The organism is Kocuria sp. NBRC 114282 (genome assembly GCF_030268385.1).
Taxonomy (GTDB): Bacteria; Actinomycetota; Actinomycetes; order Actinomycetales; family Micrococcaceae; genus Kocuria; species Kocuria palustris.
Genome location: NZ_BSQO01000001.1, coordinates 588851 through 613531, shown reverse-complemented (window position 1 = coordinate 613531; position 24681 = coordinate 588851). Strand labels below are relative to the sequence as shown.

At 71.0% G+C, this 24681-nt stretch carries 18 protein-coding genes; 7 read left to right on the top strand and 11 right to left on the bottom strand.

Annotated features, from left to right (window positions below; all coding sequences use genetic code 11):
- Nucleotide 1 precedes the first annotated feature (1 nt).
- Nucleotides 2-1036: an SAF domain-containing protein gene (locus tag QSJ40_RS02835; RefSeq protein ID WP_285728563.1), complete on the top strand. Its 1035-nt coding sequence runs from the start codon at nucleotides 2-4 to the stop codon at nucleotides 1034-1036.
- Here QSJ40_RS02835 and QSJ40_RS02830 read toward each other — a convergent pair.
- The 10 genes from QSJ40_RS02830 to groES form a co-directional block, all read right to left on the bottom strand.
- Entirely contained in the window at nucleotides 1005-1226 is a 222-nt protein-coding gene (locus QSJ40_RS02830) for a hypothetical protein (protein ID WP_155930976.1), read from the bottom strand. The genes QSJ40_RS02835 and QSJ40_RS02830 overlap by 32 nt on opposite strands.
- Complete coding sequence (locus tag QSJ40_RS02825) at nucleotides 1223-5380, bottom strand: DEAD/DEAH box helicase (protein ID WP_285728560.1); 4158 nt, start codon at nucleotides 5378-5380, stop codon at nucleotides 1223-1225. The genes QSJ40_RS02830 and QSJ40_RS02825 overlap by 4 nt, the downstream gene beginning before the upstream one ends.
- 115 nt (nucleotides 5381-5495) lie before the next feature.
- Complete coding sequence (gene guaA, locus QSJ40_RS02820) at nucleotides 5496-7154, bottom strand: glutamine-hydrolyzing GMP synthase (protein ID WP_006213438.1); 1659 nt, start codon at nucleotides 7152-7154, stop codon at nucleotides 5496-5498.
- Between the two features lie 44 nt (nucleotides 7155-7198).
- On the bottom strand, nucleotides 7199-7786 hold the full coding sequence (locus tag QSJ40_RS02815; RefSeq protein WP_285728558.1) for a DUF3817 domain-containing protein: 588 nt from the start codon (nucleotides 7784-7786) through the stop codon (nucleotides 7199-7201).
- Entirely contained in the window at nucleotides 7783-8805 is a 1023-nt protein-coding gene (locus QSJ40_RS02810) for an SURF1 family protein (RefSeq protein ID WP_082330999.1), read from the bottom strand. Before QSJ40_RS02810 ends, QSJ40_RS02815 begins: the two co-directional genes overlap by 4 nt.
- Before the next feature lie 104 nt (nucleotides 8806-8909).
- Entirely contained in the window at nucleotides 8910-10031 is a 1122-nt protein-coding gene (locus QSJ40_RS02805) for a GuaB3 family IMP dehydrogenase-related protein (protein ID WP_024289966.1), read from the bottom strand.
- A gap of 43 nt (nucleotides 10032-10074) precedes the next feature.
- Nucleotides 10075-11601, bottom strand: a complete 1527-nt coding sequence (guaB, locus tag QSJ40_RS02800; protein WP_024289965.1) for an IMP dehydrogenase — start codon at nucleotides 11599-11601, stop codon at nucleotides 10075-10077.
- A 124-nt stretch (nucleotides 11602-11725) separates the two neighbouring features.
- Nucleotides 11726-13825 carry an acyltransferase family protein gene (locus QSJ40_RS02795; protein WP_285728550.1) on the bottom strand — a complete coding sequence of 700 codons (2100 nt, stop codon included), beginning with the start codon at nucleotides 13823-13825 and terminating at the stop codon, nucleotides 11726-11728.
- Nucleotides 13826-14043: 218 nt separating this feature from the next.
- A complete protein-coding gene (gene groL / locus QSJ40_RS02790) occupies nucleotides 14044-15651 on the bottom strand; it encodes a chaperonin GroEL (RefSeq protein WP_061710802.1) in 1608 nt (535 codons plus the stop codon).
- 162 nt (nucleotides 15652-15813) lie between these two features.
- Entirely contained in the window at nucleotides 15814-16110 is a 297-nt protein-coding gene (gene groES / locus QSJ40_RS02785) for a co-chaperone GroES (RefSeq protein ID WP_024289962.1), read from the bottom strand.
- 404 nt (nucleotides 16111-16514) lie between these two features.
- On the opposite strand from groES, the gene QSJ40_RS02780 reads away from it, so the two are divergent.
- The 5 genes from QSJ40_RS02780 (at nucleotide 16515) to QSJ40_RS02760 (ending at nucleotide 21816) form a co-directional block, all read left to right on the top strand.
- Nucleotides 16515-17513, top strand: coding sequence for a siderophore ABC transporter substrate-binding protein (locus tag QSJ40_RS02780; protein ID WP_285728542.1), 999 nt, complete (start codon nucleotides 16515-16517; stop codon nucleotides 17511-17513).
- 135 nt (nucleotides 17514-17648) lie between these two features.
- On the top strand, nucleotides 17649-18647 hold the full coding sequence (locus QSJ40_RS02775; RefSeq protein ID WP_024289960.1) for an ABC transporter permease: 999 nt from the start codon (nucleotides 17649-17651) through the stop codon (nucleotides 18645-18647).
- Between the two features lie 14 nt (nucleotides 18648-18661).
- Complete coding sequence (locus tag QSJ40_RS02770; protein ID WP_285728540.1) at nucleotides 18662-19699, top strand: iron chelate uptake ABC transporter family permease subunit; 1038 nt, start codon at nucleotides 18662-18664, stop codon at nucleotides 19697-19699.
- On the top strand, nucleotides 19696-20451 hold the full coding sequence (locus QSJ40_RS02765; RefSeq protein WP_285728538.1) for an iron ABC transporter ATP-binding protein: 756 nt from the start codon (nucleotides 19696-19698) through the stop codon (nucleotides 20449-20451). The genes QSJ40_RS02770 and QSJ40_RS02765 overlap by 4 nt, the downstream gene beginning before the upstream one ends.
- Before the next feature lie 60 nt (nucleotides 20452-20511).
- The gene (locus tag QSJ40_RS02760; RefSeq protein ID WP_285728536.1) at nucleotides 20512-21816 is read left to right on the top strand and encodes a class I SAM-dependent methyltransferase; all 1305 of its coding nucleotides are present in this window, start codon (nucleotides 20512-20514) and stop codon (nucleotides 21814-21816) included.
- A 145-nt stretch (nucleotides 21817-21961) separates the two neighbouring features.
- On the opposite strand, the gene QSJ40_RS02755 is transcribed toward QSJ40_RS02760, so the two are convergent.
- Nucleotides 21962-23107, bottom strand: a complete 1146-nt coding sequence (locus tag QSJ40_RS02755) for a glycoside hydrolase family 3 N-terminal domain-containing protein (protein ID WP_285728887.1) — start codon at nucleotides 23105-23107, stop codon at nucleotides 21962-21964.
- Between the two features lie 422 nt (nucleotides 23108-23529).
- On the opposite strand from QSJ40_RS02755, the gene QSJ40_RS02750 reads away from it, so the two are divergent.
- Nucleotides 23530-24672 (top strand): glutamate--cysteine ligase, encoded by a 1143-nt coding sequence (locus tag QSJ40_RS02750; protein WP_285728534.1) that lies wholly within the window; start codon nucleotides 23530-23532, stop codon nucleotides 24670-24672.
- The last annotated feature ends 9 nt before the right edge of the window (nucleotides 24673-24681 follow it).

Here is a 24681-nt window from a genome sequence, read left to right as displayed (position 1 = left end):
CATGACGATCCGACGGGGCTCGGCCCCCTCCCCCGGCCGCCGTGCACGACTCGGCGGCCGCGGCACAGCACGGAGGAGACCCCGCTCCGCTCCACGACGGCCGCGCTATCCGCTGGGGATCACGCTGCGCACGGCCCTGTCCCGACGCCGACGCCTGATCGCCGCTGTGCTCCTGAGCATCGCCGCAGCCATCGCGGTGCTGCAGATCAGCCCGGCCTCCCAGCGCACTGTGCCCACGGTGGTGGCGACCCGCTCCCTGGGCGCCGGCACGGTCCTGTCCGCCGATGACCTCCGGGTGGCCGACTACCCGGTCGATCTGGTCCCCGGCGAGTCCGCAGCAGGCGCCGAGGACACCGCAGCCGCCCCGGCCCCCGACGACCAGGGCAGCTCCGTCGGGACACGGCAGCCAAGCACGGATCCCCTCAGCACCCCGAGCAAGGGACTGGCCGCAGATGCGGCCGGGGACTCCCCGGGAGCGGGTCAGCAGATCGAGACATGGGTGGGGCGCACCCTGGCCAGCGCGGTCGTCGAGGGACAGCCGCTGACCGGCCCGTCGGTGCTCGGACCGGATCTGCTCTCGGGGCAGCCGCCCGGCACCACGGCCGTCACGCTGCGCGTGGCTGATTCCGCCACACTGACCCACGTGCGGCCCGGTCAGCACGTGGACCTCATCCGCTCCGATGCCGATCTCCCGGCTCCTTCGCCGAGCGCCGCAGCCGATGACCGGACCGACGGCGATGCCGCCGACGCGTCCGAGGGCGGGGCCGAGGGCTCCGAGGAGACCGGTGCCTCCGAGACCTCGGCGCGAGTGGCGGCGCAGCTGCCGGTGCTCTGGGTGGCCGATCCGGCTGAGCCTGCCGACGGCCTGCTGGCCTCCACGCCGGAGAGCCAGGACGACCTTCTGGTCGTGGGCGCAGATGCCGCCACGGCCGAGCGTCTGGCGGCTGCCCCGGAGGGCGAGCTCGTGCCGGTGCTCGTGGCCGCGCCCGCGGATGCTGAGGCGCTCAGCCCCAGTGCGGAGGCCGCTGGGCGCTGAGCCAGTCGTCGCGCTGGGCGTCGTCCGGGACCTCGTCCAGGGTCTCGGGGGTCGGCTCGTGCGCTCGATCCGATGCTGCAGGGCGCTGCTCAGCGCCGCCGGACCCGGCATCCGGGCCGGGTGCCGGGCTGCCGCCGACCGCTCGGCGCGTGCCGCGCGGCGGGCGCCGCCGAGGCTCCTGCGGGCTCACGATCGGCCCGTCGTCCCGGCCCCGTCCACGGCGGTGGTGCCGGTATCAGCCGGCAGCCCCAGGTAGCGGCAGATCAGGCCGGCCACGGCGTCGGGCTGGGTGAAGACCTCGATGGTCCACAGCGTGAGGTGGTTCCAGCCGCTGCGCTCGAGCTGCTGCGGGCGCAGCCGCGAGCGCTCGCGCACCGACATGCGGGCCACCTGCTCGATGCCGTCGGAGACCACGGCCACCGGGATGCGCACCGGGTCGCCGCTGGAGCGCTGTCCCACCACGGCTCCGGCCGACAGCGACTCGGCGGTCTCGGACCAGGCGATCAGGTCGATCGCGTCCTCGTGGTGGTGGCGCACCGCCGCGCCGCGCTGCACCAGACGGCGCGAGAGGTCCTGCACCAGGGCGTCCTCGTGGACGGCGGCGTCGGCCAGCTCCATGGGATCGTGCACCAGGATCGGCTGCGTGGCCGGCTCGGCCGCGGGCTCGTCGTCCTGCTCGGCCCGGGCGGTCTCCTGAGCCCCCACCAGCGAGAGGTGCGGGCGCTTGGGACGGTCCTGCGCCTCGGGCCGCTCAGCGGCCTCGACGGGCTCCGGCGACTCGTGGGCGGCCTCGGCCTCAGGGGCCTCGGCCCCGGCATCCCCTGCCTCCGAAGTCCCGGCGGCGTCCTGGAGAACTTCCTGCCGCTCGTCCTTCTGGGCCAGCAGCGGCTCATCGGCGGCGCCGATGCGGATGTGCCCGGCCTCCTCGATGCGCAGCAGCAGGCGATGCAGATCGCGAGCGCCGTTGTGCAGAGAGCTGGGCTCCAGCTCCTCGGGACGGATGGACGAGACCACGATCGTGTTCAGCCGCGAGCGCGTCATCCCCAGGACGAAGCCCCGGCGGCCGTCGCGGTCCGAGAGCTGCCCCAGGTAGGGCAGCACGCGATCGTGATCGGTGCGCCCGAAGCCCACGCTGAAGATCACGGTGTCGCGCTGCAGCCCCACGGCCCGGTGCAGATCCACCACGCGGAAGGACTCGGGCCCGGGCCGGAAGAACTCCGCGAGCTCGGGGCGCTGCCCCAGCACGGCGCTCACGCCCTGGGCGACGCGTGCGGCATGGCGGGCGCTCGGGGTCACGACGGCCAGCGAGCGCTCCGGGTGCAGGCGCGCGTGGCGGATCACGAGCTGGACCACGCGGCGCACCTCGGCGTTCGGGGACTGCACGCCCTCGTGCCCGGCGGCCAGCTCGCCGTAGCCGTCGGCGACGTACTCGACCTCCAGGCGGGAATCGCCCTCGGTGAGCGCGGTGCCGGAGGGCAGGCGAGTGAGCTGCCCTCCGTAGAAGTCCGCGTTGAGCTGATCGAACAGGTGAGCGTCCATGTCCCGGTACAGCACGCGCAGCTGATGGCGATCGACGACTCGCGAGAGCGCGTCGAACGCGGAGTCCACCTCGGTCACCGGCCCGGAGGACTCCCCTGTCATGGGCGCCACGGTGAAGGGCTGCGGGCGGCCCAGGGCGGGATCGCCGAAGACGACGACCTGGCGAGCACGGGTCACGGCGGGCAGCACGGCCGCCAGCGGCGTCGACTCCCCGTCCAGGACCACGACGGCGTCGATCTCGAGGTCATCGGGAAGCGCAGCCGAGAGCACGAGCGGGCTCGCGGTCCACACGGGGGCCAGCGCACGGGTGAGGTCGCCGCAGGCCTTGAGCAGCTGCGGCAGCGGGGCGCTGCCCTGGCGCAGCATGTCGCGCAGCTCCCCTGCGGCCTCCGGCTGCTCCCGCAGCAGACGGCGCCAGCGCTGGGCCTGGGCCCAGATCAGGCGCTGCGGACCGGAGGAGATGTGCGCGGAGTCGGCGCGGCGGAAGTCCTGCTCGGCGCGGCGCAGGCTCGAGCCGTCCGTCATGGGCAGCAGGCCGTCATCGGCGGCCATGGCCTCCAGCGAGGACTGCCACCAGGCCAGATCGAACTCCTCGGCCACCCGGTGCCCGGGCACGCGCCGAGAGGTCAGGTCCTCGATGAACTCGCCGAGGCCGCGATCGCGCAGGCCCTCGAGCAGCAGCGTCCGCTCGGGGATGGTCTCCAGATTGGCCTCATCGTCGATCAGCTGGGTGAGCACCTCGCGCAGCTCGGCGACGTCGAGCTCCATCAGGCCCCCGCCCGTGCGGGAGCCCTCCAGGGCGATCATCAGGCCCTCGAGGTCCTCGATGAAGCGCTGCTGGATCTCGGCGACGTCGTCGACCGCGTCCGAGATCTCGGGCTTCTCGATCGTGGTGGACCAGGAGCGCCAGCGGTCGCGCTCCGACTGGACCTTGACCAGGGAGGCGTGCAGGTCCGAGAGGTGGACGCCCGGTCGGATGTACTCCTTGGCCGCCTTGCGCAGCCGCGAGCGCTGCAGCCCGGACATCTCGATCGCGTGATCACGCCGCCAGGACGAGGCCGCCGTGGCCGCGATCAGGTCCGTCACCGGACGGTCGAAGATGTCCGGGGTGAAGGAGCGCAGGGAGGACTCGACCTCCTGCAGCAGGCGCAGCTGCTGGCCCCATTCGGGGATCGTGGCCCCGGCGCGCATCCGCGAGACCGACATCACCGTGCGCATCCCGGTCTCCAGGGTGGTCAGCTCGAGCAGCAGCGACTGGGCCAGGTGACGGGCCTGCCGGGTCTCCTCGTCGTTGACCAGGCGCGCGCCCTCCCACGGCCCGTCGAGGGTCGCGGCGTCGAAGGCTCCGAGCTCCGCGGCCCTCTCGAGCTGGCGGGTGATCTCGGCGCGGTGGGCGGCGGCGTCGAGCACCCCGCGCGAGAACCGGACCCGGGTGGTGGGCCCGTCCGGGCGGGAGGTGAGCTCGGCCAGGGCCTGCATGGCCTGATACGCGGAGGCCTCCACGCGCGGGCGCTGGCGGTGCAGGGCCTCCATGTGCCCGGCCAGCAGGTCGCGCACGGAGCGCAGCCGGTTGTGCAGGGCGCGCAGGTCCGGCTCCTGGGCGCGCTCGGCGCGCGTGATCGACTCGACGAGCTGGCCGGCGACGTCCTCGCCCGTCAGGTGCGAGCCCAGCTGCAGCACCGACGACGACAGCCCGAGCATCTCGAAGCCTCGGTGGAAATCGGCCAGGGCGGCCCGGCGCTCCCCCAGCACGAGCACGGAGCGGCCCTGGGCCACGAGCGCGCCGACGGTGTTCACGGCGGTCGCGATCTGCCCGGTGCCGGGGGCTGCGGTGACCACGAAGGAGTCGCCCTGCGTGGCGAGGTCCACGACCTCCTGCTGGGAGCTGTCGGCGTCGAGCAGCAGCAGCTCGGAGTCCGGATCGCGCTGATCCAGCGGCGCGGAGCGGTTCTGCAGCGGCTGCGGCTGCGGGATCTTGCCGACGGCCGTGGACTTCAGGCGGGCCAGGTCGCGGATCACGTCGGTGCGCGCGGGCACGTGCTCATCGGCGGGACGGTCGTGCAGGTCCGCGAAGGTGGAGACCAGGAGGCGGTGCTCCACGTGCATGCCCGGGACCTCGGAGGCGACCATGCGCAGGGACTCGAGCACCGGTGCCGGATCCAGTCGGCGCGTGCCGTAGGCCAGGCGGGAGATCTCGCCGGTGGTCAGGTCCACCCCGTGATCGGCCAGCAGGCGCCGGACCATGGCCGGGTTGAGCTGAGCGGGGCCCACGATCTGCAGATCGAAGTCATCGCCGTCCGAGCGCGGGCGGATGGTCACGGGGGCGAGCAGGACCGGGGCGATGAACCGCCGCTGCGTCGAGTGCCGGTCGCCGTGGCCGCGCTCCCCCGCCTCGTGCGGGCCCTGGGCGTCCTCCGCACGGGGACGCGGCTCCGCCTGCAGCCAGGAGGCGGTGCCGGCCGCCAGGTAGGCGGCATCGAGCCCGTGCTGGGCGGAGAGCTCGTGGATCTTGGTGCGCAGGATCCGCGCCGCGCGCGACGCCCGCTGCAGCCCCGCCTGCTCGCGCATGATCGTGGACAAGCGGGTGGGGCGGCCCATCATCAGCTGCGCCTGCCCGGAGGAGTTGGCCTCCGTCAGGTCGATGCAGACGTTGTCGACCTGGTTGAAGTCCAGCAGCGTGTCCGGGCCGGTGTAAGCGTCCATCTGCCGCGTCCAGGCCTGCAGCGAGACGGTCTCCTGGCCGCTGCGGTGGGAGGACGCGGAGCCGTGCGGAACGGGGGCTCCGGACTCGGACGAGGGGGACATGCTTCTCCTAATGGGTGAGCGCCGCGGCCTGGGCGGGCCGCGGCGTCGGGGACTGCTCAGTCGGCGCGCAAGACGCCGCCTGCAGGAGGCGGCAGGGCCGTTGCGGCCCCGCCGCTCACTCCCACTCGATGGTTCCCGGCGGCTTGGACGTCACGTCCAGGACCACGCGGTTGATCTCCTGGACCTCGTTCGTGATCCGGTTGGAGATCCGCGCCAGCAGGTCCTCCGGGAGGCGGGACCAGTCGGCGGTCATGGCATCCTCGCTGGACACGGGGCGCAGCACGATCGGGTGGCCGTAGGTGCGGCCATCGCCCTGCACGCCCACCGAGCGGACGTCTGCCAGCAGGACGACCGGCATCTGCCAGACCTCCTGATCCAGCCCGGATTCGGTGAGCTCCTCGCGGGCGATCGCATCCGCGCGGCGCAGGATCTCCAGGCGCTCGCTGGTCACCTCGCCGATGATGCGGATGCCCAGCCCCGGACCGGGGAACGGCTGCCGTCCCACGATCGACTCGGGCAGGCCCAGCTGGCGGCCGACCTCGCGGACCTCGTCCTTGAACAGCTCGCGCAGAGGCTCGACGAGCTCGAACTCGAGGTCCTCGGGCAGCCCGCCGACGTTGTGGTGGGACTTGATCGTGGCCGCGCCCTCGCCGCCGCCGGATTCGACGACGTCAGGGTAGAGGGTCCCCTGGACCAGGTGGGTGACCTTGGCGCCCTCATCCGCAGCGGCCACGAGCACCGCCTCCTCGGCGGCCTCGAATGCGCGGATGAACTCGCGGCCGATGATCTTGCGCTTGGTCTCGGGGTCGCTGACTCCCGCCAGGGCATCGAGGAAGCGCTCGGACTCCCGCGCCACGTGCAGGTTGACGCCGGTCGAGGCCACGTACTCCGTCTCGACCTGCTCGACCTCGTCCTGGCGCATGAGCCCGTGGTCCACGAGCACGCAGGTCAGGCGGTCCCCGATCGCGCGCTGGACGAGCGCTGCGGCCACCGCCGAGTCCACGCCGCCGGAGAGCCCGCAGATCGCGCGGCCGTCGCCGACCTGCTCGCGGATGCGCTCGACCTGGGCGTCGATGATGTTCTCGGTGGACCACGTGGGCTTCAGCCCGGCGATCCCGAAGAGGAAGTGCTCGATCGTGGCCTGGCCGTGCTCGGTGTGGCGGACCTCCGGATGCCATTGCACACCGGCCAGGCGCCGCTGCTCGTCCACGAACGCGGCGACGGGGGCGCCGCCGGACGACGCCAGCACGCGAAAGCCCTGGGGGGCCTCGGTCACGGAGTCCCCGTGGCTCATCCAGACCTTCTGCAGGCGCGGGGAGCCGGTGAGGATCGAATCCGGTCCCGGCACGTCCTGGCCCTCGGGCGCGGTGTCCGCGACGCCCAGCGAGGCGTCGACGATCGTGGCGCCGTACTCGCGCGCGCCCGTCTTGGCCACCGTCCCGCCCAGGGCGTTGGCCATCACCTGGAAGCCGTAGCAGATGCCGAAGATCGGGATCCCGGCCTCGAAGAGCTCGGCATCGCGCACCGGGGCGCCCTCGGCCCACACCGACGACGGCCCACCGGAGAGGATCAGCGCAGACGGCTTGCGCTGCAGGATCTCCTGCGTGGACAGCGTGTGCGGGATGATCTCCGAGTAGACGTCCGCCTCGCGGACGCGGCGGGCGATGAGCTGGGCGTACTGGGCTCCGTAGTCGACGACCAGGACCGGGCCCTGGGACCCGTGGGCTGCATCGGCGGTCTCGGATGCGGACGTGGTGCTGGGCTGAGATGTCACGGCCGACAGTCTAGGTCACCGCAGGGCTGCGGCCGGTCGGCGCCTCAGTACCGCTTGGCCGCCTTGGGGAACGAGGCCAGCTCCTGGGCGGTCGAGCGGTGGATCTTGCGCTCGACGATGAAGGACAGGAACGGCACCACGCCGCCCAGGGCCATGACGATGAACTGCGGGAACGGCCATCGCATGAGCATCCACAGGCGGAAGCACGAGAACAGGTAGACCACGTAGAACCAGCCGTGCACGATCAGCACCCAGGTGGAGATGTTGACGCCGCCCTCGATGTCCATCAGCTCGTTGTCGCGCAGGCCCAGGGCCACGGACTCCCCCGCGCCCGCCATGGTGCCCCCGGCAATGACGTCGAAGCCCATGGCGTAGCGCAGGATCATCTCGGCCACGAGCAGCAGCAGGAACGTGCCGGAGATCCAGGCCCAGACCATGTAGAAGTTCAGCCACCACCTGATCTGGGACTCGGTCCCGCCGAAGCGCCGGCGCGTGCGCAGCGCCGAGTACTGCGGCAGCTGGCCCGGCTCGCGGGCCTTCGACGGATCCGCCCCCTCCGGCGCCGTGACGCGCACGCCGTCGGTGCGCTGCTTGGGCCGGGGCGTTCCCTCCTGCGGGGCTCCCTGGGTCATCGCTGCTCTCCGCTCTGCGGGTCGATTCGCCCGCGGTCCTCCGGTTGGTCATCTGCACCGGCCGGGACGCTCTGGTCCGCGGCGGGCTGGTCGTCGAAGTAGAAGTACTCCCCGGCGACGGGATCGTAGTAGTAGAAGCGCTGAGCCTCCTGATCCCAGGCGTAGGCCAGGGACTCGCCGTCGAGCTCGAACCAGGCCGCAGGGTCCTGTCTGCGCCGGTGCTCGTCGCGCACGGAGGAGAACCAGATCCACATCGCGAAGCCCGCGAAGACCACCCACTCGACCGCGTAGAAGATGTTCAGCGGATCCAGCGAGGTGTCCGTGGGCTGCTGATCGACCGAGACGGCCTCCAGCTGCGGCGACATCAGGCCGCCCTGCTCCGGCAGGGTGCCGTCGTCCTCCGCCAGGCCGGTCGATCCGTCCTGGGGCGCGGGCTGCGCGGCAGGGGCCTCGGCCATGGCGGTGACGAATCCGGAGTAGATCGGCACGTCCCACACGTTGGACAGCTGGGCCGGCGACAGGCTGGCGTAGCGCTGCGGCTCCTGGTCCTGGGTGGAGACCGGGGCCTCCTGCGGCAGCAGCCGCCCGGCCACGGAGACCTCCCCCTCGGGAAGCTGCGGGATGTGCTCGGGGTCATCCGTCCAGCCGCGCACGACGGGCAGCACCAGGTCTGCATCGGCACCCGACCAGTCGTCCTGCGTTCCCGGGATCTGCAGGCCGGCCACAACCCACCAGCCGGAGCGCCCGTCCTGCAGGCGGTCCTCGATCAGCACGGTCGAATCCGGCAGATAGGTCCCGGTGGCCTCCACGGCGGTGTCGACCTGCTCAAGGGTCGAGGCGGCGCCGGGGTCCAGGGTCTCCTCCAGCGGGCGGACGATCTCCTTGCCCGGGTCGTAGACGGTCTGCGCGTCCCGGCTGGATTCGAGCTGCCAGCGGCTCAGCAGGACGAAGACGAGGGCGACGCCCAGGCAGACCGCCAGCACGAGCAGGGATCTGGGTCTGAGGGCGGTCCGAAGCACCGCCTCAGTCTAATGACGCCCTCGGACGCCGCCGAATCGCTCCCGGGACGCGCGAAGGGGCGCGCACCGCAGCGGTGCGCGCCCCTTTCCGCGCTCCCGACGGCTCAGCCGTGGACGACGACCTCGGTGCGCTGGAAAGACTTCAGGTCCAGGTAGCCGGTGGTCGACATGGCCCGGCGCAGCGCGCCGACCAGGTTGGAGCTGCCGTCGACCTGGCTCGAGGGCCCGTGCAGAACCTCCTGCAGCGGCCCCGCGGTGCCCACGCGCGTGCGCACGCCGCGCGGGACCTCGCCGTGATGGGCCTCAGCACCCCAGTGCCAGCCGCGCCCGGGAGCCTCCTCGGCCCGAGCCAGGGCGGTGCCCAGCATCACGGCGTCGGCGCCCATGGCCAGGGCCTTGACGATGGTCCCTGACGTGCCCACGCCGCCGTCGGCGATCACGTGGACGTAGCGCCCGCCGGACTCGTCCAGGTAGTCCCGGCGAGCTGCCGCCACGTCCGAGATGGCCGAGGCGCCGGCTGCGTGGATGCCCAGCACCTGCTCGGTGCGCATGGAGGCCCCGCCGCCGAAGCCCACGAGCACGCCGGCGGCGCCGGTGCGCATCAGGTGCAGGGCCGGGGTGTAGCCGGCCGCTCCGCCGACGATCACGGGGACGTCGAGGTCATAGATGAAGCGCTTGAGGTCCAGCGGCTCCTCCGCCTGGGACACGTGCTCCGCCGAGACGGTGGTCCCGCGGATCACGAACAGGTCCACGCCCGCCTCGAGCACGGTGCGGTAGTGCTCCTGCGTGCGCTGCGGGGTCAGGGCGCCGGCCACGATGACGCCGGCCTCCCTGATCTCCCCCAGCCGCTGGGTGATCAGCTCGGGGCGGATCGGCGCGCGGTAGATCTCCTGCATGCGGCGCGTGGCGGCCGGGAGGTCCTCGCCCGACAGGGACGCGATCTCCTCGAGCAGCGGCTCGGGATCGTCGTAGCGGGTCCACAGCCCCTCGAGGTCCAGGACGCCCAGGGCGCCCATGCGCCCCAGCGCGATCGCGGTGGCCGGGGAGGTCACCGAGTCCATGGGCGCGCCCAGGAAGGGGGTCTCGAACGTGTAGGCGTCGATCCGCCAGTCCGTCGAGACCTCGCGGGGGTCGCGCGTGCGCCGCGAGGGCACCAGGGCGACCTCGTCCAAGGAGTAGGTCCGGCGGGCCCGCTTGCTGCGGCCGATCTCGATGTCGTAGTTCAGGTTCACGTCAGCGTCCTTGTCTCCAGCGCCGGATCGGGTCCGATCAGCGCTTGTAGTTGGGGGCCTCGACGGTCATCGAGATGTCGTGCGGGTGCGACTCCTTGAGCCCGGCGGAGGTGATCCGCACGAAGCGGCCCTTGTGCTTGATCTCCTCGATCGAGCGGGCGCCGGTGTAGAACATGGTCTGGCGCAGACCGCCCTCGAGCTGGTGGATCACCGAGGACAGCGGGCCGCGGTAGGGCACCTGGCCCTCGATGCCCTCCGGGATCAGCTTCTCGTTCGAGCCCACGTCCGCCTGGAAGTAGCGGTCCTTGGAGAACGACGTGTTCCCGGCCCGGGTCTGCATGGCCCCCAGCGAGCCCATGCCGCGATAGGCCTTGAACTGCTTGCCGTTGATGAAGATCAGATCGCCCGGGGACTCATCGGTGCCGGCCAGCAGCGAGCCGACCATGACCGAGTCCGCCCCGGCCACGAGCGCCTTGCCGATCTCGCCGGAGTGCTGGAGGCCGCCGTCGGCGATCAGCGGCACGCCGGCCGGGATCGCGGCCTTGGCGGATTCGTTGATCGCGGTGATCTGCGGGACGCCCACGCCGGCAATGACGCGCGTGGTGCAGATCGAGCCCGGCCCCACGCCGACCTTGATGCCGTCGGCCCCGGCGTCGATCAGCGACTGGGCGCCCTGCCGGGTGGCGGCCTGGCCGCCGATCACGTCCACGTGGGCGGCCGACGGCTCGGCCTTGAGCCGGGCGATCATGTCCAGCACGCCCTGGGAGTGCCCGTTGGCGGTGTCGATGAACAGGGCGTCCACGCCGGCCTCGACGAGCGTCATGGCCCGCTCCCACCCGTCGCCGAAGAAGCCGACGGCCGCACCGACCCGCAGGCGGCCCTCGTCGTCCTTGGTGGCGCGCGGGTACTGCTCCGCCTTGGTGAAGTCCTTGATGGTGATCAGCCCGCTCAGCGCACCCTGATCGTCCACGAGGGGCAGCTTCTCGAGCTTGTTGGAGGCCAGCAGCTTGAAGGCCTCCTCCTTGGGCATGCCCACGCGCCCGGTGACCAGAGGCATGGGGGTCATGACCTCTCGCACGGTGCGGGTGTCGAAGTCCGACTCCGGCAGGTAGCGGGTATCGCGGTTGGTGATGATGCCGACCAGGCGGGTGCCGTCCTCGACCACGGGCAGGCCCGAGACCTTGTAGTAGCCGCAGAGGCGGTCGAGCTCGCGCAGGGTGGCCTCCGGGCTGACCGTCACGGGATCGGTGATCATCCCGGACTCGCTGCGCTTGACCAGGTCCACGTTCTCGGCCTGATCCGCGATCGACAGGTTGCGGTGCATGACGCCCATGCCGCCCAGGCGGGCCATCTGGATCGCCATCTTGGCGGTGGTCACCGTGTCCATGGCGGCCGAGATGATGGGCGTCTCGAGCTCGATGCGCCGCGACAGGCGCGTGCGCGTGGAGGCCTCCGACGGGATGACATCCGTGCTGCCCGGCAGCAGGAGGACGTCGTCGTAGGTGAGTCCGACGAAGCCGAACGGATCCTCGGACAGGGCGGTCGGGACGGGGGCTTCTGACACGGGGAGGACCTTTCCATCGACGGCACGGCCGACGCCCCGGCGGCTCCCGGGCGCGGTGCGGTTTCGAGAGGACAGTCTAGGACCCTTCACGGGCCCTCGGCCCCTCCGCCTGCCGAGGCGGCCCTCACTGCAGCTGCGGCAGAGCGGGCTGGTGCTCCACGACCACGCCGTCCCCGGCCAGGGCTGCGGCCAGGCGGTCGCCGAAGGTCCAGGCCAGCGAGCGCGAGTAGGGAATGGACAGGTGCCCGCTGTCCCACTGCACGTACATGTTCCCGATGACGGGCGGGCAGGTCCCCTCCGGGCAGATCTGATCGGTCATGTCCATCTCGGCGTACAGCGGCAGCTCCTCGGCCAGCGGTTGCATGGGATCGGGCTGTCCGAGCATGGGATGGGTCTTCTGGCACTGCGGAGCCTGCGCGGACCCCTCCTCCATGACGCATTCCGGCGGAGCCTGATCGAACCGCGGGATGTCGCGCACTCCCAGGACGCGGTAGCCCTCGCCCGTGACCTCGCGCACGCGCTGGTCGAAGTCCGGCTTGTAGTACTCGCCCCCGGCGTTGGTGAAGGTCGACTGGGTGATGATCAGATCCGGGTCGATCTGATGCACCAGGGGCATGGAGCCGTCGAGCCAGGGGCCGCACTCGTCATCGCGCTGGTCCTCGTGGCTCGTCCAATAGCAGCCGGGCCTGATGTAGCTGACCACCCGCCAGCCGTTCGCCTCGGCCACCGGCCGCAGGGCGTCCAGCCAGTGCTCGGAGTGCGAGTTGCCGATCAGCAGCACGGTCTGCGACGGGTCCTCCGCGGGCACCGATTCGCGGCACCACTGCTGCGATCCGACGGGGATGTCCCATTCGCTCGGGCATGCCGCGCCCCGGTCCGGCGCCTGGTCGTCGAGCTGGGCGGCCAGCGGAATCGTCGGGGCGTCGGGATCCGGCGCGGTCTGCACGTCGTCTCGCAGCACGAGCGCACCCGGGTTCGAGGCCGTGGGGCCGTCCGGGGCCTCGGCGACGTCCGCGCGCAGGCTCTGCTGCCAGGCAAAGACCGGCCCCAGACCGACCGCCAGACACACGACGACCGCTCCGGCCAGGCGCAGCTTGGTGGCCTCGGGCCACTTCCAGCTCTTCAGCGGCGTCTCGATGAGCTTGGTCGCCAGGATCGCCAGAGCGAGCGAGAGCACGATCAGCACCACCCCGGAGCGCGGCCCCGCCTCCGGGCGGTCGCGGATGACCAGGTAGGTGATCAGCAGCGGCCAGTGCACGAGGTAGAGCGCGTAGGAGGAGTCCCCCAGGCGCACCAGCGGCTTGGCGGCGAAGATCCGGTCCAGGCCGAAGCGCGAGTCCGTCTGCCCGGCGACCATGATGGCGGCCGCCGAGAGCAGGGGCCACAGGGCGATCCAGCCGGGGAAGGCCCCCTGCACATCGACCAGCAGGCCCACCAGCACCATCGAGACGAACCCCACCCACCCCAGCACCACGCGCAGCCACCGCGGGAGTCGGATGAAGGGCAGCGCCAAGGCCAGCAACGAGCCCAGGGCGAACTCCCACAGCCGGGTTCGGGTGTCGAAGTAGGCGAACTCCTGCTGGGTGGCGGTCGTGACGATCGAGAACACGAGCGAGGCGGCGAAGATGGCGCTGAACAGCACCGCGAGCACAGGCACGGGCCGCAGGCGGGACCGGCCGCGGGTCAGCAGCCAGGTCAGTCCGAACAGCAGCGGCCACAGCAGGAAGACCTGGCCCTGGACGGACAGGGACCAGAAGTGCTGGAACGGGCTGGCCGTGGAGCGGTCGGCGGCGTAGTAGTCCACCGAGGTGAGAGCCAGGACCCAGTTCTCGGTGTAGGTCAGGGCCGCCGCTGCCTGACGCAGGGCCTCCTCGACACGGTAGGCCGGGAAGAACAGAGCGACCAGCACCAGGGTGCCCAGCACCGTGAGCACCGCCAGCGGCAGCAGCCGCTTGAAGGTGTGCAGCCAGTAGCGTCCGATCCGCAGCGGGCGCCCGCCCTCGAGCTTGCGCACGAACGACAGCGTCATGAAGAACGCCGAGATCAGCAGGAAGATGTCCACGCCGCCCGAGACCCGCCCGAGGAAGACGTGGTAGAGCACGACCATGATCACGGCGACGGCGCGCAGCCCCTGGATCTCCGGGCGGAAGCCGGAGTACCTGGCCACGGATTCCCGGCGGCGGGCGTCGTCCGCGGTGCCGCCTGTCTCCTGCTGCTCGGACATGCTTCTCCTCCGTGCTGCGGCCACGGCAGCGGGTCATGCGGAAGCCTGCATGCCTGCGCAGCCTCCGGGGGAAATACGGGCGTCAACCTACCAGCGCAGGCTGCCCGCCCGCGGCATCGTCCGAGGTGCGCAGAAGGCCCGGCTCCCGCCGCGAGTGCGACGGGAGCCGGGCCTGTCCTCGGCCTGCTGCGGCCGCTGTCAGCGCCGCAGCTTCCGGATCAGTGCTGGTGGCCGTGGCCGTCCTGATCGTCCTCTGCGGGCTTGTCTGTGACCAAGGTCTCGGTGGTCAGCACCAGGGCCGCGATCGAGGCCGCGTTCTGCAGCGCAGAGCGGGTCACCTTGACGGGATCGATGATGCCCGCCGCCAGCAGATCGGTGTACTGATCGGCCTTGGCGTCGTAGCCGTGCCCGAGCTCCATCTGCTCCACGCGCGAGACCACGACCCAGCCGTCCTGGCCGGCGTTCTGCGCGATCCAGCGCAGCGGCTGGCGCAGGGCGCGGCGCACGATGTCCGCGGCCACGGCAGCGTCGCCGTCGAGCTGGGCCTTGACGTCGTCGATCGCCGCGGAGGCGTGGACCAGCGCCGAGCCGCCGCCGCCCACGATGCCCTGCTCGAGGGCCGCGCGGGTCGAGGAGACGGCGTCCTCGATGCGGTGCTTGCGCTCCTTGGCCTCGACCTCGGTGGCCGCGCCGACCTTGATGACGGACACGCCGCCGGCCAGGCGCGCCAGGCGCTCCTGCAGCTTCTCGCGGTCCCACTCGGAATCGGTGCGCTCGACCTGGCCGCGGATGTAGTCCACACGCTCGGAGATCGCCTCGGCGGTGCCGCCGCCGTCGATGATCGTGGTCTCGTTCTTGGTCACGGTGACCGTGCGGGCGGAGCCCAGCTGCTCCAGGGAGACCTGGTCCAGGGCGATGCCCAGCTCGGAGGTCACCACGGTGCCGCCGGTGAGAACCGCCAGGTCCTCCATGATCGCCTTGCGGCGGTCGCCGAAGCCCGGGGCCTTCAGGGCCACGACGTCCAGGGTGCCGCGCAGCTTGTTGACGACCAGCGTGGACAGGGCTTCGCCCTCGACGTCCTCGGCGATGATCGTCAGCGGCTTCTTGGTCTGCACGACCTTCTCGAGCACCGGCATGAGCTCCTGCGCCGAGGAGATCTTGCCCTGGTAGAGCAGGACCAGGCCGTCGGACATGACGGCCTCCTGGCGCTCGGCGTCCTTGACGAACGACGGCGACAGGTATCCCTTGTCGAACTGCATGCCCTCGGTGACCTCGAGCTCGATCTCCGTGGAGGAGCCGTCCTCGATGGTGATCACGCCGTCCTTGCCCACGACCTCGAAGGCCCGGGAGATCAGCTCGCCGATCTCCTCGGACTGCGAGGAGATCGCAGCGACCTTGGCGACCTCGTCGCCGGAGACCTCGCGGGCGTCCTCGAGCAGGCGATCGGCGACCGCCTGGACGGCGACCTCGATGCCCTTCTTGATCTGGCCCGGGGCGGCGCCGGCGGCCACGTTGCGCAGGCCCTCCTCCACGAGCGCCTGCGCCAGGACGGTGGCGGTCGTGGTGCCGTCGCCGGCGACGTCGTTGGTCTTGGTCGCGACCTCCTTGGCGAGCTGGGCACCCAGGTTCTGGTAGGGGTCGTCCAGCTCGACCTCTCGGGCGATCGTCACGCCGTCATTGGTGATGACGGGGGCGCCCCACTTCTTGTCCAGGACCACGTTGCGGCCGCGCGGGCCGAGGGTGACCTTGACGGTGTCGGCCAGGCGGTCGACACCCTCCTTCAACTGATTGCGTGCGTCCTCGCGGAAGAGCAGCTGCTTGGCCATGGGCCGGATTCTCCTTCGGGATCGACGGGCGCGGGCCCGTCGGGATGGCTGGGGTCTTGATCGACGAGAGAGGGCGCCGGCCATGCGGACCCGCGCAACCGCGGGGCACGCGGCGGGCGCCCTCTGCTCGGACCGCCTGAGGTGATCAGGGGGTCGTCAGGCTCACTTCTCGACGACGGCCAGCACGTCGCGCGCCGGCAGGACGAGGAACTCCTCGCCGTTGTACTTGACCTCGGTGCCGCCGTACTTGGAGAAGATCACGAGATCGCCCTCCTTGACGTCGACCGGGATGCGGTTGCCGGAGTCGTCGACGCGGCCCGGGCCCACGGCCATGACCTTGCCCTCCTGGGGCTTCTCCTTGGCGGTGTCCGGGATGACCAGGCCGGAGGCGGTGGTCTGCTCGGCCTCGACGACCTGGACGACGATGCGGTCTTCAAGCGGCTTGATGGAGATCGACACGATGTCTCCTTCTCTCATGGATTCGAAGTGTTGCTGAAGCTGTCACGGCGCCCCGCCGAGGTGCTGCTCCCCGCTGCTGCGAGGACCCCGGTGCTGGTGCGCCAGAGGATCTGCCAACCGTCGTCGCGGTGCCGATCGGCCCGAATCCCTTAGCACCCCCCGAGGGCGAGTGCTAAAGCCACCTTAGAGACGGCGCTGGCAGTCGGTCAAGGCGAGTGCCAACTGCACACTGCGGAGGAACGAACGCCCCGGAACGACTCCCAGCCGGCCCGCAGGCTCCGAGGAAAGCCCTGGCAACAGCTGGGAGAATCCTTTAAGGTCGCCAGTAAGGTAACCCTGACCTACTCAAGGTGAGGCTCACCTTGCTCCGCCACCACGTCGTCGACAGACAAGAGGATGCTCCCATGCCTGCACCCAGCCGCCGCTCCGGCGCCGCACTGGCCGCCCTGCCCCTGGCCCTGGCCCTCGGACTCACCGCCTGCGGCGGCTCCGGCGACTCGGACAGCCAGAGCAGCTCCGGGGAGACCGACAGCATCGAGGTCGAGGACAACTTCGGCACCGAGACCGTCGCGCTGCCGCCGCAGAACGTGGTCGCCACCGACAACCGCACGTTCGAGACCCTGTGCGAGTGGGACGTCGAGCTGGCCGCGGCGCCCAAGCCCCTGCTGCCGGAGGCGGTCGAGTGCTGGCAGGGCGATGACGTCGTCGACATCGGCAATCACCGCGAGCCGGACCTCGAGGCCATCGCCGGCGTGGAGCCCAGCCTGGTGGTCAACGGCCAGCGCTTCGGCGACTACCACGATCAGATCGCCGAGCTCGTCCCGGATGCCGCGATCGTGGAGTTCGAGCCCCGCGAGGGCGAGGACTTCTTCGAGGAGCTCAAGCGCCAGACCTCGGCCATCGGCGAGATCTTCGACAAGACCTCGGAGGCCGACTCGCTCAACGGCGGCCTGGACGATGCCGCCCAGCGCGTGTCCGACTCCTATCAGGAGGGCGACACCGTCATGGCCGTCAACGTCTCCGGCGGCGAGATCGGCTACATCGCCCCGGGCGTGGGACGCACCTTCGGGCCGCTGTTCGACGAGTTCGGCTTCACCCCGGCCCTCGAGGTCGAAGGCGCCTCGGACGACCACCAGGGCGACGACATCTCCGTCGAGGCCATCGCCGACTCCGACCCGGACTGGATCGTGGTCCTGGACCGCGACGCCGGCGTGAGCTCGGAGGAGGGCGCCACCCCCGCCGCCGAGGTCATCGAGCAGTCCGAGGCGCTGCAGGACGTGACCGCCGTGAAGGAGGGCAACATCTACTACGCTCCGGCGGACACCTACACCAACGAGGGCATCCAGACCTACACCGAGATCTTCAACGGCCTGGCCGACGCCTTCGAGTCCAAGAGCAGCTGACCTGCTGATCTGTCAGCGGCGGCACCGGCGTCGAGGCCCGATGCAGGTGCCGCCGCTGAGGCATGCGCCTCGTGCCCGGCCTCCCGGGACGAGGCGCATGCCTCCGCACCGCCCGACCATGCTGAGGGGACCCCGATGACCGAAGCCCGCACCGGCGCCGAGGCGAGCACCCGACGATCCGGGCTCGCCGCAGCCCTGCTCGACTGGAAGCTGTGGCTGGCGACCGCAGCGGTCGCAGGGCTGCTGGTCCTGTCCCTGTTCACGGGGGTCTACGACCTCGGCTCGGAGGGCGGCGCTGAGATGCTCGGCATCACCCGCCTTCCCCGCACGATCGCCCTCGTGCTGGCCGGGGCGGCCATGTCCATGTCCGGGCTGGTCATGCAGCTGCTGACGCAGAACCGCTTCGTGGAGCCCACGACCACCGGCACGACCGAATGGGCGGGGCTGGGCCTGCTCACCGCCATGATCGTCTTCCCGTCTGCCACGCTCATGACGCGCATGGGAACCGCCATCCTCTTCGCCTTCATCGGCACGATGGTCTTCTTCCTCTTCCTGCGCCGGGTGTCCCTGCGCTCGTCGCTGATCGTGCCCATCGTCGGCATCATGCTCGGCGCCGTGGTCGGCTCCGTCTCGACCTTCCTGGCGCTGCAGACCGACATGCTGCAGAACCTCGGCGTGTGGTTCGCCGGCAGCTTCACCTCGGTGCTGCGCGGGCAGTACGAGGTCCTGTGGATCGTGGCGGCCGTCGTGGTCGTGGTGTTCATCGTGGCCGACAGGCTCACGGCCGCCGGGCTGGGCGAGGACATCGCCACGAGCATCGGGCTGAACTACAGCCGGATCATCCTCTTCGGCACGATCCTGATCGCGATCGCCACCGGGGTGGTGACCGTCGTGGTCGGCAATCTGCCGTTCCTGGGGCTGATCGTGCCCAACATCGTCTCGATGATCCGCGGCGACGACCTGCGCTCCAACCTTCCCTGGGTCTGCCTGCTGGGCATCGCGATCGTCACCGTGTGCGATCTGCTGGGGCGCACGCTGATCGCCCCGTTCGAGATCCCCGTCTCCGTGATCCTCGGCATCGTCGGAGCCGTCGTGTTCGTCGCCCTGCTGCTGCGCCAGCGCCGCAGCGCCTGATGGAGGCCCCCCGGATGACACTCGCCAGACCCACGACCGCCAAGGCCCAGCGCTCGAGCGCCGGGGCCTTCGCGACCCCCGCCGCCCGCCGGCGCTACGTCATCGTGGTCGTGGTGCTGCTCGCGCTGTCCGTGCTCTTCGCCGGCGGTCTGCTGGCCTGGGACAACCCGCTGCCATTCGGCACGCCGGGGTTCTGGCGCATCGCCGAGCTGCGGCTGACCAATGTGATCGTGATGGGCGTGGTGGCGTTCTGCCAGGCCATGGCCACCGTGAGCTTCCAGACCGCCACCAACAACAGGATCATCACCCCGTCGATCATGGGCTTCGAGTCCCTGTACGTGGCGATCCAGACGGGCGTGGTCTACTTCGCCGGAGCCGCCAGTCTGGTGGCCTTCAGCGGCATGACCCAGTTCGTGGTCCAGGTGAGCCTGATGGTCCTGCTGGCCACCGCCCTGTACACCTGGCTGCTCGCCGGACGCCGGGGCAGCATGCACGTCATGCTGCTGGTCGGCATCATCATCGGCGGCGGCCTGGGCTCGGTGTCGACCTTCATGCAGCGTCTGCTGACCCCCAGCGAGTTCGACGTCCTCAACGCCCGGCTCTTCGGCTCCGTGTCCAACGCGGATGCGAGCCTCCTGCCGATCGCGATCCCCCTGTGCCTGGCCGCGGGGCTGGCGCTGTGGCTGTCGGCCCGGCGGCTGAACGTCGTGGCCATGGGCGCTGACGTCGCGAACAACCTGGGGCTGAACCACCGCTGGGAGACCATCCGGATCCTGTTCCTGATCTCGATCCTCATGGCCGTCTCCACCGCCCTGGTGGGCCCGCTGACCTTCCTGGGCTTCCTGGTGGCCACGCTGGCCTACCAGTTCGCCGACACCTACGACCACCGACGGATCTTCCCGGTCGCCATGCTCATCGGCTTCGTGGTGCTCTCCGGGGCCTACTTCCTGATGCACCACGTCTTCTACGCCCAGGGCGTCGTGGGGATCATCATCGAGCTCGTGGGCGGCTCCGTCTTCCTGTACGTCATCCTGCGAAAGGGACGCCTGTGATCACCCTGAACACTGTCCGCAAGCACTACACCGACGAGGTCCGCATCGGCCCGGTCGACCTCGAGATCCCCACCGGCGGCATGACCGCGCTGGTGGGGCCCAACGGCGCCGGCAAGTCGACGCTGCTGACCATGATCGGACGCCTGCTGTCCCTCGACGAGGGGGTCATCAGGGTGGCGGAGATGGACGTCGCCAGGACGAAGTCCAAGGACCTGGCCAAGATCCTGTCGATCCTGCGGCAGGAGAACCACTACGTCACCCGCCTGACGGTGCGCCAGCTCGTGGGCTTCGGACGCTTCCCCTACTCCGGGGGACGGCTGAACGTGGAGGACGAACGGATCATCTCGAAGTACCTGGACTTCCTGCACCTCACCGAGCTGCAGGACCGGTACCTGGACGAGCTCTCGGGCGGCCAGCGCCAGCGCGCCTACGTGGCCATGGTCCTGGCCCAGGAGACGGATCACGTGCTGCTGGACGAGCCGCTGAACAACCTCGATATGAAGCACTCGGTGCAGATGATGCAGTTCCTGCGCTCCGCCTGCCGTGAGCTCGGCCGAACGATCATCATCGTGCTGCACGACATCAACTTCGCCGGGCACTACGCCGATCACATCTGCGCGGTGAAGGACGGGCAGATCGCACGCTTCGGCACGCCGCAGGAGATCCTGACGGACGAGGTGCTCACCGAGGTCTTCGACACCCCCATCACCGTGATCGACGGCCCCAACGGCCGGCTCGCCTCCTGCTACTGATCCTCGCGTCGCCGCGCAGCTCCGTCGATCACCGTCCGCTCAGAGGCTAGGGTCGAGGACGTGGAAGAGACCCCCTCCCCCGAGACCGCCGCCGAGTCCCTGGCCGCGCTGCTCACGCCCGAGGGCATGCGGCTGCTCGACGGGCTGGGCCCCTATCGGGAGGACGAGGCCCTCCAGCAGATCTCGCGGTTGCGGGCCGAGGGATTCGCCCCCGAGCTGATCTCGGCGGCCATGACCCAGTCGCGGCTGCGCACCGCCGCGGCCGCCAAGTTCGGCGAGTTCGCCCAGCACATGCTCTTCACCCAGGACGGCCTCGAGCAGGCCACCCGGCTGAGCGTCTCGGCCGTCCACGCCAGTCGGTACGTCCAGGCCGGTGTGCGCCGCGTGGCCGATCTGGGCTGCGGGATCGGCGCCGACGCCATGACCCTGGCCTCCGCCGGGCTCGACGTCACCGCCGTGGAGCTCGATGAGACCACCGCGGCCGTGGCGACGGTGAACCTCACGCCGTTCCCCGAGACCCGCGTGGTCCAGGCTGACGTCCAGAGCCTCGACCTCGACGGCCTGCCCGGCGGGCGCCCCGAGGCGCTGTGGCTCGATCCGGCCCGCCGCGAGACCGCCGGAGCCTCCCGGCGGATCTTCGATCCGGAAGCCTTCTCCCCTCCCCTGTCCTTCGTCGAGGCGCTGGCCGATTCCGGGATGCCGGTGGGCGTGAAGATGGGTCCGGGCCTGCCGCACGCGGCCGTGCCGGAGGGGTGCGAGGCGCAGTGGATCTCCCACCGCCGCGATGTGGTCGAGGTCGTGCTGTGGTTCGGAGCACTGGCCCGCCCCGGGATCCGCCGCGCCGCCCTGGTCATGGGCGAGCAGGGCCACCACGAGCTGATCTCCTCGGAGCCGTTCCCAGACCCCGAGGACGCACCCCTGACGGTCTCCGAGGACAGCGACGACGCCGTCCCGCCGATCGCCGCGGGCGACGTCGTCTGGGAGCCCGACGGAGCCGTGATCCGCGCCGGACTGGTGCAGGACCTGGGCGATCGTCTGGGTGCACGCCTGGTCCATCCCCGCATCGCCTACCTGACGGCCTCCGACGTCCAGGACCCGTCGACCCCGTACGCCCGGGCCTACCGCGTGCGCGAGGTCCTGCCCCACACCGTCAAGGTGCTCAAGTCCTGGGTGAAGCAGAACCGGATCGGCACCCTGGAGATCAAGAAGCGCGGCACCGACGTCACGCCCGAGCAGCTGCGCCGGCAGCTCAAGCCGTCCGGGCCGAATCGCGCCACGCTGATCGTCACGCGGCTGTGGGACAGCGACGACCAGGGCCGCACCGGCGAGCGCCGTGCGGTCCTGGTCGTCGAGCCGCTGGGCTGAGGCCGCACCACCGCACCCCATCTCCGCCGATCAGCTGCGGATCTGCGGCCTCGGCGCTCCCGTTCGTCGAAGCCGCAGCTCCGCATGTCGTCGATGTCGATCAGCTGCCGATCTGCGGCTTCAGCGCCGCGGCGGGCAGCCGGGCTCAGCCGCCGAAGCGCGCGGCCAGCTCCTGATGGCTCCCGGGCTCCGCGGGCTCGACCGGAGTCGACTCCTGGGCCTGGTCATAGCTCATCTGCATGGCCACCACGCGGGCGGCGGCATCATCCAGGCGCTGCTGCGGGATGGCACCGGACTCCACGGCCTGCACGATGTCCGCGTGGGCCGCGGCCTCGTCCTCGGGCATCACCAGCAGATCCGCGCCGGCCTGCAGGGCCGCACCGGCAGGGGTGGTGACCCCCGAGTCGACGGGTCGGCCCGGTCCCACGACGTCCTTCAGGGCCCCCATGTCGAGGGCGTCGGTGACGACCGCCCCCTGGAAGCCGAGGTCCTCGCGCAGCGCCTGGTAGGCCTTCGGCTCCAGCGTGGCGGGCACCTGGTCGGTCCAGTCGCTCACGGCGATGTGCCCCATCATGATCGTCGGGGCGCCGGCGTCGACCGCGGCACGGAACGGTGCCCAGTCCTCATCCTTCAGGGTCTCGACCGGGGTCTGCTGGACCGGCAGCCCCACGTGGGAGTCGGTGCTGACGGAGCCGTGGCCCGGGAAGTGCTTGGGCGAGGAGATCAGTCCCGCATCGGAGAGTCCGCTCATGGCGGCCACTGTCTGCTCGGAGACGATCTCGGGGTCGTCGCTGTAGGCGCGGTCCTGGACGACGGCGTCGTCGGGGCTGGTCACATCGGCCACGGGGGCGAAGTCCATGGTGAAGCCGAGCCCGGCGAGCTCTGCACCCATCCCGGCGGCCGCCTCCCGGGTCAGCTCCGGATCGTCCGCGGCGCCGACGGTCTGCGCGGAGGGCCAGACGGTCAGGGGCTCGGCCAGGCGGGCGACGGAGCCGCCCTCCTGATCGACCCCGATGATCCCGGACCAGCTGCGCTCCCCGGGGCTCAGAGCCGCACCGACCCGGTCGTTCTGCGAGCGCATGGCCCCGACATCCACGTTCGAGGCGCCGCCACCGGCACCGGCCTCCTCGGTGATCCCCTGGCCGTCGGCGGTGGGAACGTTGGCGCCCATGACGATCACACCGCCCAGATGCAGATCCTCGATCTGGCTGATCTGGGCATCGACCGAGGCGGGATCGGCCCCGCTCCACGTGGCAAGGAGGACCTGCCCGGCCTTCTCCTCGATCGTCATCTCGGACACGGCTTCCTCGGCCGCGGCACGGGTCCGCTCATCGGGCAGCACTCCGGCGGCCTGCTCACCGGAGCCGGCCTCGGAGCGGGCGGAGGATTCCGACGGGCTCGCGGCACTCGCCCCGTCCGAGGCGGCCCCGGAGGCCGTCGTCCCTTCCGACGGCGCCTGCTGGCTTCCACAGGCGCTCAGCGCGAGCCCTCCGGCGAGGACGAGGCCGAGCCCGGCGCGACGGGTGCGAAAGCGTACACGGACAGCTACGGAGTCCGGCAGGGCGGGGGTGCGACGGTCGACGGGGGGAAGTTCATGACGCGGCATGCCGACCAGGGTAGCGATCCGTGCGGCTGGGGCCGTGCGCTGTTCTACAGTGGGATCCGCTCGGTCGCCGCCGAGCAGATCCCCGGACGTCCTGCCAGCGAGGTGCCATGGACATCGAATTCAGCTCATCGCCGCAGTCGACACTGGGCATCGAATGGGAGGTCGCCCTCGTCGACGCCGAGACCGGGGCCCTGGTCCCCCGGGCCGAGGAGATCCTCGCTGCCGTGCACAGCCAGGTTCCGCAGCGCGCCGAGGACGGCGATCACCCCGTGCTGACCGGCGAGTTCCTGAACAACACCGTGGAGATGGTCACGGGGGTGTGCCACAGCGTCGGAGAGGCCGTGGGCCAGCTCGAGCAGATGCTCGGCGAGATCCGTCAGGTGACCGACCCCCAGGGCATCGAGATCTACCCCGCGGGAACTCATCCGTTCTCCCGCTGGCAGGACCAGTCGGTCGTGGAGAAGGACCGCTACTTCACCGTCCTGGACCGCGCTCAGTACTGGGGGCGGCAGATGGTGATCTTCGGGATGCACGTCCACGTGGGTGTCGACTCGCAGGACAAGGCCCTGCCGGTCCAGGACCACCTGCTGGCCCATTACGCCCACCTTCTGGCGCTGTCGGCCAACTCTCCGTACTGGAACGGCTTCGACACCGGCTACGCCTCCCACCGCGCCCAGCTCTTCCAGCAGCTGCCGACCGCGGGCATCCCCTACTCGTTCCAGAACTGGTCGGACTTCGAGCTGTGCGTCTCCGATCTGCTGGCCACCGGCGTGATCGACGACATCAGCGAATCCCGCCTCGATGTCCGCCCCGTGCCCAAGTACGGCACGGTCGAGATGCGCTTCTGCGACTCCCCCACCTCCGTGCGGGATCTGAGTGCGATCGCAGCGCTCACCCAGTGTCTGGCCGAGGAGGCCTCGCGGATCGTGGACTCGGGGCGCAAGGTCGAGCAGATGCGCCCGTGGCTGATCCGAGAGAACAAATGGCGCGCAGCCCGCTACGGGCTGGAGGCGATCATCATCCGGGACAACGCCCTGGAGGAGCTGCTGGTCACCGACGACCTGGCCGACATGCTCGAGCGCCTGCAGCCGATCGCCGTGGACCTGGGCTGCGTCGAGGAGCTCGCCGGGGTGGCCCGGATCATCGCCGAGGGCACCGGCTCCACTCATCAGCGCGCCGCCGTGGCCGCCCACGACGGCGACCTGCGCTCCGCCGCCCTCGACGTCGTGCAGCGGGCCCGGCGGGGCTGAGGCACCGAA